7 protein-coding genes are annotated in these 8,789 nt (G+C 65.6%); 3 read left to right on the top strand and 4 right to left on the bottom strand.

Going from position 1 to position 8,789, the window contains the following annotated elements:
• A partial coding sequence (locus JHC81_RS12425; protein ID WP_292175153.1) for a hypothetical protein occupies positions 1–763 on the top strand: 763 nt, incomplete at its 5' end.
• A gap of 144 nt (positions 764–907) precedes the next feature.
• Here the strand turns inward: JHC81_RS12425 and JHC81_RS12420 are convergent.
• The 4 genes from JHC81_RS12420 to hfaA form a co-directional block, all read right to left on the bottom strand.
• The gene (locus JHC81_RS12420; protein WP_292175151.1) at positions 908–3,799 is read right to left on the bottom strand and encodes a M16 family metallopeptidase; all 2,892 of its coding nucleotides are present in this window, start codon (positions 3,797–3,799) and stop codon (positions 908–910) included.
• Positions 3,800–3,932: 133 nt separating this feature from the next.
• Positions 3,933–5,147: a holdfast anchor protein HfaD gene (gene hfaD, locus JHC81_RS12415; RefSeq protein ID WP_292175150.1), complete on the bottom strand. Its 1,215-nt coding sequence runs from the start codon at positions 5,145–5,147 to the stop codon at positions 3,933–3,935.
• On the bottom strand, positions 5,125–6,138 hold the full coding sequence (gene hfaB, locus JHC81_RS12410) for a holdfast anchoring protein HfaB (RefSeq protein ID WP_292175148.1): 1,014 nt from the start codon (positions 6,136–6,138) through the stop codon (positions 5,125–5,127). Before hfaB ends, hfaD begins: the two co-directional genes overlap by 23 nt.
• Positions 6,135–6,566 carry a holdfast anchoring protein HfaA gene (hfaA, locus tag JHC81_RS12405; RefSeq protein WP_292175146.1) on the bottom strand — a complete coding sequence of 144 codons (432 nt, stop codon included), beginning with the start codon at positions 6,564–6,566 and terminating at the stop codon, positions 6,135–6,137. Before hfaA ends, hfaB begins: the two co-directional genes overlap by 4 nt.
• A gap of 175 nt (positions 6,567–6,741) precedes the next feature.
• Here hfaA and JHC81_RS12400 point away from each other — a divergent pair, with 175 nt between their 5' ends.
• On the top strand, positions 6,742–7,374 hold the full coding sequence (locus tag JHC81_RS12400) for a rhomboid family intramembrane serine protease (protein ID WP_292175144.1): 633 nt from the start codon (positions 6,742–6,744) through the stop codon (positions 7,372–7,374).
• A 46-nt stretch (positions 7,375–7,420) separates the two neighbouring features.
• Positions 7,421–7,849, top strand: coding sequence for a CBS domain-containing protein (locus JHC81_RS12395; protein WP_292175143.1), 429 nt, complete (start codon positions 7,421–7,423; stop codon positions 7,847–7,849).
• Positions 7,850–8,789 lie beyond the last annotated feature (940 nt).

The raw sequence follows: 8,789 nt of genomic DNA, 5'->3' as shown, positions 1-8,789 counted from the left end.
GCCTCCGCCGCCGCCGCCGTCGTGCTGTGGCCAGCCGCCTTCACCGCCCTTTGGCGGTGGAAACTTCGGCGTGAACGTCAATGTCAACGTCAATGGCAATGCGAACGGCAATGCCAATGCCAACTCCAACGCCAATTCGAACGCCGGCCGCGGCTTTATCGGCGCGCGCTCCGGTGGCGGCTTCTACGGCGGGGGTGGCGGTGGATCGGCCTATGTCACGGTTGACCAGCCCTATCCGACCACGATCAATGGCCTGAACGTCGAGGGCGGGGTGGCCCGCCGGATGGAGCGCGTAGCCTTCGAGGCGCGTCGCCGCGTCGAGAAGCGTGTGGTCATCCAGGCCTTCTGCATCGACGCCCGCAATGTGCCGCATCCTGCCTCGCAGGTGCGTCCCGGCCGCGACGTGGGTCTGGACTATGAGGGTGAGCTGTATCGCTGCCTGGCCGGAACCTATCTGCAGGCGACGATCGCGGACTATACCGGCGAGATCGACTTCAACCACGGCGAGAGCCTGCGTTGCGAGCGCGGCCAAGCCCTTTGGTTCGGTAACGGCGGCACGGTCGAGTGCCGGACCCAGAAGGCTGAGCGCGACTGCAACGAGCGGTCATTGCTGCGCCGCTATGGGGCCGGGGTGAAGATCCTGACCATGTTCCGCGAGGAAACCTATACCGACTATCGCGAGGAATGGGTCGAGGAGGCCGCCGCCATGGTGTCCGGCGCGACCATGACCCTGGATGGCGGCGTCGGTGGCCGCGTATTCTGAACGGGCGTGAATACGGCGTTCAGGTGCGGGTCAGCCGTACCGGCTTAGAGCTACAGCGTCGGCTTCGTCGACGATCCTGAGAAACGAACTGGCCCCGGTGGAGCGATCCACCGGGGCCTTTTTTCGTCCGAGCGGGACCGGGCTTTACTGGGCGGCAGGTGCCGCCGCGGCAGGCGTGGCCGTGGCAGGGGCCGCCGGATTGTCCGAGGTGATGGTCAGACGCCAGGCCTTGTCGGCGGTCAGATACTGACGCGCCAGGCGCTGGATATCCGCAGGCGTGGCCGATTCCAGGTCCGCGACATGGGACCGGATCTCGTCGAACGTCTCTGGCGTGCGACCGGCATCGGCCAGCTGGGTGATCCAGTAGCCGTTGTCGGCCTGACTGCGCCGCACCGACTCGACCACAGGGGCACGGGCCCGCAGCAGTTCGTCATCGGTGATGGGCGTGTCGCGCAGGCTGGCGGCGATGCTGTCGAAGGCTCCGAACAGGGTCGGAAGCGTTTCGGGGCGGGTCTCGGCCAGCATGATCTGGAAGCCGTAATCCGGGAAGACAGACGACGAGTTGGCGGCGGAGCCTGGCGAATAGGCGATCCCCAGCTTCTCACGCACCTCCTCATTCAGCCGCAGCTGGATGACGGCGTTCAGGATCGACAGCTGACGCGCCTCCAGCCGGTCGCCGATGGCGTCCGTCGTAGGCCAGCCGATGAGGCCGATGGCCTGCTCGCCCGGGCCGTCATGCTTGAGCTGAACGGGCTCGGTCGTCGGGGCGGGGAAGCGACGCACCGCCGAGGCCGCCGGTGGCTGGGGCAGGGGACCGCGGTCGGGCAGGGCACCGAAGGTATTCGACACCGTGGCGATGGCGTCCTCCACCGTCACATCGCCGACCATGACGATGTCGATGGGGCCGCGTGCACGGCCCTCGGTCACACCGGCCCTGACCTCGTCGATGGTCATGGCGGCGACTTCCTCGACCGTCGGGGTCGCGTCGCGTTTGTCGCCGCTGGCCAGCAGTTCGCCCAGGTTTTGTCCCAGCACGCCGCCGGGCGTGGCGCGGCCTTGCGCCAGTTGGGCCGGGAACTGGCTGCGGGTCTGTTCGAACGGCGCGGCGCGCAGGCCTGGGTCGACCAGATAGGCGGTGAGGGCCTGCATCTGCAGCTGCAGATCCTCGGGGCGGGTCGTGCCGCTGAGGGTATAGGCATCGGTCCCCAGGCCGGCGTTGACGCTGTAGGTCTTGCCGCTGAGGACACGCGTCAGCTGGTCCACGGTCAGCTTGGACGTGCCGCCCGGACCCATGACGGAGTTGGCGAAGGTCAGAGCGGTGACTCGGTCGGTCGGCAGCGCCAGTTCACCGATGCCGGTCCGAACGTTGACCAGGATCTGGTTCTCGCGGAACTCCGTCGGCTTGACGAACAGGCGCACGCCATTGGGGAAATCGACGCGGGTGACGCCCAAATCTGCCACTTCGGTGCGGCTGGCGGGCTGGGTCGGCGTGCCGAAGTCGGTATAGGGCCATTCCAGAGCCGCCTCGGCGGCACGGGCGGCGACCGGCGTCTGGCGCGAGGCCTCGAGCGCAGCCGTGACGGCCGCCTCTCCGCCCTCGATGGGGACGGGCGTGGTGACCATGACGACCGGGCCTTGACCTTCGAAGACCGGGCGGACGGCGGCATTGACCTGATCGACGGTCAGGCCTTCGACCACGGCGTTGAAGAGCTCAAGGTTGGTGGCCGGAGACGAGAAGACGGTCTGGCTGTTGACCGCACCGACCAGTCCGTTGGCCAGGGCCGGGGTGGAGCGGGTGGCGGCGGCGGTCACCGCATTGGTCAGGGCCGTGCGCGTGTCGGTGATTTCGCGCTGAAGTTCGGCCTCGGTCACGCCAAACTGGACCAGGCGACGCTGCTCCTGCTCGACCGCCTCCATGGCGCGGTTCAGGCCGCCGGGGTTGAAGGCCGCGAACAGGCCGCCCAGGTCCAGACTGTCCAGGAAGGTGCTGCTAGACGCGCCCGCCGCCAGAAAGGGCGGGTTGTCGGCGCGGGCCATCTCGCCGAGACGACGGTTCAGGACGGCCAGACCCAGACTACGCACCAGGGATTCGCGGCGCTCGGCCACGCTGTCGGGATCCAGATCGGGGTTGCGGATCCAGCTGATCTGGACGGTCGATTGCACGCCAGGCTCGACCAGGATGCGGGTTTCCGGTCCGCGCTGGGCGGGTGTGCCCAGGTCGGGATCGGGCGCAGCCTCGCCCCGTGGCTGCCAGCTTTCGAAATTAGCCCGGATCTTGGCCTCCATCTGATCGACGTCGAAATCGCCGACGGCGACGAAGGTGGCGCGGTTCGGGCGATAATAGCCGCGATAGAAGTCGACGAAGCGCTGCTGGGGCGCGGTGCGGATGATGTTCAGATCACCGCCGATCTTGCGGTTGGCCAGGCGCTGGCCTGGCGCGATCAGGGCCAGTTGCGTGTCCTGAATGCGTTGCTGGGGCGTGTCGCGGGTCCGCAGCTCGCCCTCGATGACGCCCCGTTCCGCGTCGACGGCGGCGGGATCGAACAGCGCTTCGGATACCTGTTCGCGCATGATGCGCAGGGAGGCATCCACGGTCTCGTCGTTCGTGCGGGGCAGTTCCAGGATGTAGATGGTCTGGTCGAAGCCGGTGGAGGCATTGGTGTCGGCCCCGAAGGCCAGGCCCAGACGCTCCAGAATGCGCAGCAGTTCGTTCTCGGGAATGTTGGTCGTGCCGTTGAAGACCATGTGTTCGGTGAAATGGGCCAGACCCAGCTGGTCGTCCGCCTCCATCAGCGAACCGGCGTCGATGCGCAGGCGGAAGGAGGCCTGGCCGGCGGGCGTTGCGTTGCGCAGGATCGCGTACTGCATGCCGTTGGGCAGGGTGCCGAAGCGGACGTTGCTGTCGGCGGGGATGTCGCTGGAGCCTTGCGCGAACGGATCGGTCGGGGCCTGGGCCTGAGCCAGGGCCGGGGCGGCGGTGATCAGGACGCTGGCCGAGGCGGCGACCAGCAGAAGCAGGCGGCGAGGGGAACGCATCAACAGTCTCTTTCCATAGGCGCAAGGGGCCCGCGGGCCGCGCCGGTCAAGGGTCAGGGACTATGGCGAGAAGGTGTCGAAGTCCCGGGGACACCTTTCGGTGACAAGGAGACTTGACGCAAGTTACCGAATGTTAATTTCCGGGGCGCGAGACGTAGAAGGTGGCCGAGTTGCCGGTGGCATTGGCCCCCGTGATCACGGCGCGGCCCGAGCCGGCGACGGTCGTATTGGCCGTGGCGGACACATTGCCTTCGTTCGTCTGGCTGTTGCGAACTTCCATATAGCCGTTGCAGGTCGAGCAGCCGTAGCCGGTGACGGTGTTGCCCACGGCATCGGCCCCGACATAGACGTCATAGCCATTGGTGCCGCTGAAGGTGGCCGTGGAATCGACGCCGCCGGTGTTAAGCTGGGTATTGTCCAGCTCCAGATAGATGTCGTTGTTGCCGACCGACAGATCATTGCCTGCCGCGCGCGACGAGGCCGTGGCCGCGCCATAGTCGAAGGCGGTGGTCAGGGCCGAGGAGCGGACGAAGCTGCCGTTCTGCTGATCCGAGGCGACGACGACGCTGCCGCCCTGATTATACAGATTGGCCTGGTTGGCGCTGGCGCGGGCGCGGGCGGCCAGGTCCCAGGCGTTGCCGGCGTTGGAGCTGGCCTCGGCCTCGATGAAGTCGCCGGTCGAGCGTTGGCCGATGGTCAGGTTCTGGCCCGAGGTCTGGCCGGAGTTGACCTCGACCGCATTGGCGATGGCCTGGCTGGTCACACCTGCGGTCGCGGGTATGTATTGGGCCTGGATGCGGCCGAACGAGCGGACGGTGGCGGAGGACGACTGATCGACGGAGCCGTCGATGAAGGCCCCTTCGCCGTAGGCGGCCACGGTGTTGGAGATGGCGGTGGCATTGACGTTGGCCCCGCCGAGCAGGCGAGCCGTACCTGCAGGTCCGACCTCGGTGGTCGCGCTGACCAGAACGCCGGTGTTTGCCTGGGTCGCGTCGAGCGTCACGTCAGCCCCATAGCCGCTGGCGGCCAGATAGTTGCCGGCGGCCTGGCTCGTGGCATTGATCACGCCATAGGTGTCGCCAGAGGCATCGATGTCGGTGCGGGCGACCGAATCGCCGCGCATGTCCTGGGTCGAGCTGACCGTGACACTGCCGTTATAGACCGCGCCGCTGATCGTATTGCCCTGGGCCACGGTGGTGACCGTGACCTGTTCCTGGGCATTGACCACGTTCAGCGTCTGGCCCGCGATGACATCGCCCAGTTGCAGCTGATTGTTCAGGACGACGCTGTCATCCTGGGGCGGGGGAGGCGTTTGCGCGCAGGCGTCAGTAGCGACTGCGGCGAACATCGCCGTCGCGAGCATCGTGCCAGCGAGACGGATCCGCTCGTGTTGCGCCATTGTTCGTGTCCGTGTTGGGGTAGGCGGGGTAGTAGCCGCCGGTCGGGCCGACCGTGCCGCCCAGAGGATCGGGGCCCGCCGACAGGCAGACCTCCGGTCCAGGAGCGCCATACAGATTGGCCATGAATTCGACGGTCGCGCGCTCGATCAGGGCCCGCACCGCCAGCTGAACAGGCTCCAGCCCGCCTTCGCCCGCCGAGATGTCGAAGACGTTGCCGTTCAGGAAGTCGAAGACGCCGGCCGAGATCTCGCGCCCGATGATCTGCTTCTGATAGGAGACGACATCGACGACCTCCATCGTCTGGGTCTGCACCAGACGCAGGTCGATGGCGACGTTCATCACATAGGACTTGCCGCTGAAGGCGGTCGACAGGGGCGTCGAGGTCTCGACCTGACCGGCCCCCATGTCGAAGCCGCCGGAGCGGATGTTGTAGTTCACCTCGGTGATGCCGCCGACGACGAAGAAGTCGGAACCCGGCACCTGGCCGGCGATGATCCGGCGATATTCAGTGTCGCCCGTATCTGTGGCCTGATCGCCGATGAGGCGGTTGTTGGCGTAGCGCAGCTCCATCTCCGAGACGGAGGTGTCGTAGCGTTCGACGATGTGTGCGCCGGACTTGGCCAGGGCGCTCATGGCCATCAGGGAGGCCCCGCCGGTGATCTGGCGGCCGCCGTCGGCCGAGACCGTGCCGGTGTAGTCGCTGATCCGGCCCACGGCCATGCGTGGCGAGGGCAGATTATAGCGGCGGGCATAGTCGGCCATGCAGTAGAGCGCGGCGGAATAGGGGGTCGGGTTGGCCGTCACCGGCGCATTCCCGATCGGTGTCGCATAGCGCCCGCTGGAATCGGCCGTGGCCGAGATACAGCCACCGAGCAGGGCTGCGGTCGCGCAGGCGACACCGGCGATGCGCACGCGGCGCGAGATGGAGCCTACGCTCATGGAAGCCTCAGTGTGCCGTTCAGGCTGGTCCCGGCATTGACGTTGCCGTTGTTGACCTGACGCGAGTTGACGATGACGACATTGTTGTTGCCCTGAACCACGACGTTCAGATTGTTGCCGATGGCCGTGGAGCCACCGATGGCCGTGCCGCCCGCACCCTGGCCCGCACCGGCATAGGCCGAGGCGACGCCGCCGGACTGGCTGGAATAGGCGCTGGCCCCGGACTGGATCAGCCCATCGACGATCAGGCGGTTGCCGTTGGCATCCCGCGTCGAGCCGGTCTGAGCCTGGCTGGTGGTGTAGCGTGAGCCGCCGTAGCCGGACTGGTAGTTGGCCATGCCGGTCGAACCCGCCGACTGGGCGGTGGCGGCGGCCGGGAGCGCCAGCAAGGCGATCGCCGCCACGGGCAGAATGGAGCGGATGGGCATGAGCAATCCTCGGGCCAAAACGACGCGGGTCGCACAAGACCCTGTGTGCCACTCTGGAGCATGGTTATTAAGAACCGCTTGCCATGGTGAACATCGTTGTGATTCAGCGGTCTGAGCCGCGCGGAGACATCCCCTGACCGACCGTCCCGAACCGCCGATCTTCAATGCGCCGCTGGTGGCGGTGCTGCTGGTCGCGTCCATGCCGGCGCTGTATCTCATGCAGACGAACTTGCCGGATGGGGGGCTGTCGCTGGCGTTCCGGTCGTCGTCACTGGTGAGCGGCGGCTGGTGGCCCGGGGTTCTGACGTCGATGTTCGTTCACACCGGCTGGGGCCACGTCATCATGAATGCGCTGGCGGCCCTGGCCTTTGCACCGGCCGTCGCGCGGCTGTTTCCCGGCCTGCGCGGAGCAATGGTTTTTCTGCTGCTCTATATAATGTGTGGGATCGCCGCGACGGTGGGCTACGGCCTGCTGTATTTGGACAGTTCGGTGCCGGTATTGGGAGCTTCCGGGGCCGTGTTCGGTCTGATGGGTGCGGCGCTGCGGTTTCTGGGTCGCCGGGGCAGGGGACCCGTTGCGCTGACCAACAAGCGATTCCTGAAGACTTCGGCGATTCTGATGGCGGTGAATGCGGCCACGGGCCTGATCGGTTTCGCGCCGGGTATGGAAGGTGTCCAGATCGCCTGGGAGGCGCATGCCATAGGGTATGTGGGGGGCGCGCTGCTGATAGGGCCGTGGTTCGCCTGGTTTGCGCCGAAACCGGACCAGTTTGATTCCTGGGGCAATGTGAGCGAACCTCACGCCTGATGCGGTCCGTCCGCGGCCGCGCGATAGACCCGGGGAGGGTATGCCGATGCTGGTCGCCGAGATTCTCAAGGACAAGGGCGAGGCTGTCTTTGTCATCCGTCCGGATCTGCGCCTGTCCGATGCCTGTGCCGAGCTGGATCGGCGGCGCGTAGGCGCTCTGATCATCTGCGATGAGGACAAGGTAGTCGGCGTCCTGTCAGAGCGCGACGTGGTTCGCGCGGTCGCCAGGGACGGGGTTGCCGCTCTGGACCGCCCGGTATCCAGCTATATGAGCGGAGATGTCGTGTTCGCGGCCCCCGCGGAGGCGGTGGCGATCCTGATGGAGCGGATGACCGACCGCCGAATCCGTCATCTGCCCGTGCTGAGAGAGGGGCGACTGGCCGGCGTGATCTCCATCGGCGACGTGGTGAAGTGCCAGATCGCCGAAGCCACGCATGAAGCGGAATCCCTGCGAACCTATATAGGCGCTGGCTGAAGGCGGCACCGCGCCGCTGACCGACCGGGACTCTGCGAGAAACTTCACAAAAGGTGCGGATTCCGGTTGCGGACAAAACGGGCGCTGCGTATATCGCCGCCTCGCTCGGAAACGGGCCGGACGCCGGAGCGGCGGGGACGATAGTCCTTCCGCTCCACCGGGAAAAAAGAACCAATCGTTCTTGCTTCCTGAAGGGTCTTCGGTTAGGTTCCGCGCCTTCGATCGAATCGTCGGAAACGAAAAGAGGGAAGCCTCTCGGGCTTCTCCTGACGGTTTTGTGCGGCCCGGAAGTCCTGGATTTCCGATCTGCAGAATGGCTGAAAAGCCCGGTTGACTCGGAGAAACGGGGTCTTTAGACAGCCGCCTCCGCCGCCCTCCGGGGTGGATTTGCAGAGACCGGTTCTTCTTCAAAAAGAACCGCTTGACGCAGGAAAATGAGGCGCTAAACACCGCGCCTCACTCGTCTCCGGACGGGCCGCAGATTGAAAGGTTCTTCTTTAAAAAGAACCACTTGACGCGGAAAACTGAGGCGCTAAACACCGCGCCTCACTCGCCTTCGGGCGGGCCGCGGAAAAGAGGTTCTTCTAGAAAGAACCGCTTGACACGGAATACCGAGGCGACTACATCGCCGCCTCCGCCGCTCACCGGCGCTAAACAGTGGGGCCGGTTCTTCCGGTCTTGGTCTTTGAAATCGTTGATCTGGAAAGAGAAACGCAGGCGGCGGTGTCCTAGCGACGGTTCTTCGGAACTGTCTAACGACACTGACATCTGCGGTCTTTTTGAAAAGACACCATAAACGCCCGATCTTCGGATTGGTCGTTCGTGGGATCTCGTCAAAGAATACGTAGAACTAATGCCAATCGGTTTTCGAACCGATCTGCTTAGGTCAGATAGTCAACTCAACCTGAGAGTTTGATCCTGGCTCAGAGCGAACGCTGGC

It is taken from the genome of Brevundimonas sp., assembly GCF_016463295.1.
GTDB lineage: Bacteria > Pseudomonadota > Alphaproteobacteria > Caulobacterales > Caulobacteraceae > Brevundimonas.
This window is presented reverse-complemented; position numbering and strand designations above follow the sequence as displayed.

What these genes read in the sequence shown, in the direction of transcription:
- JHC81_RS12420 (WP_292175151.1), bottom strand. Translation starts at nt 3,799, where the DNA reads ATGCGTTCCCCTCGCCGCCTGCTTCTGCTGGTCGCCGCCTCGGCCAGC.
- hfaD (WP_292175150.1), bottom strand. Translation starts at nt 5,147, where the DNA reads ATGTTCGCCGCAGTCGCTACTGACGCCTGCGCGCAAACGCCTCCCCCG.
- hfaB (WP_292175148.1), bottom strand. Translation starts at nt 6,138, where the DNA reads ATGAGCGTAGGCTCCATCTCGCGCCGCGTGCGCATCGCCGGTGTCGCC.
- hfaA (WP_292175146.1), bottom strand. Translation starts at nt 6,566, where the DNA reads ATGCCCATCCGCTCCATTCTGCCCGTGGCGGCGATCGCCTTGCTGGCG.
- JHC81_RS12395 (WP_292175143.1), top strand. Translation starts at nt 7,421, where the DNA reads ATGCTGGTCGCCGAGATTCTCAAGGACAAGGGCGAGGCTGTCTTTGTC.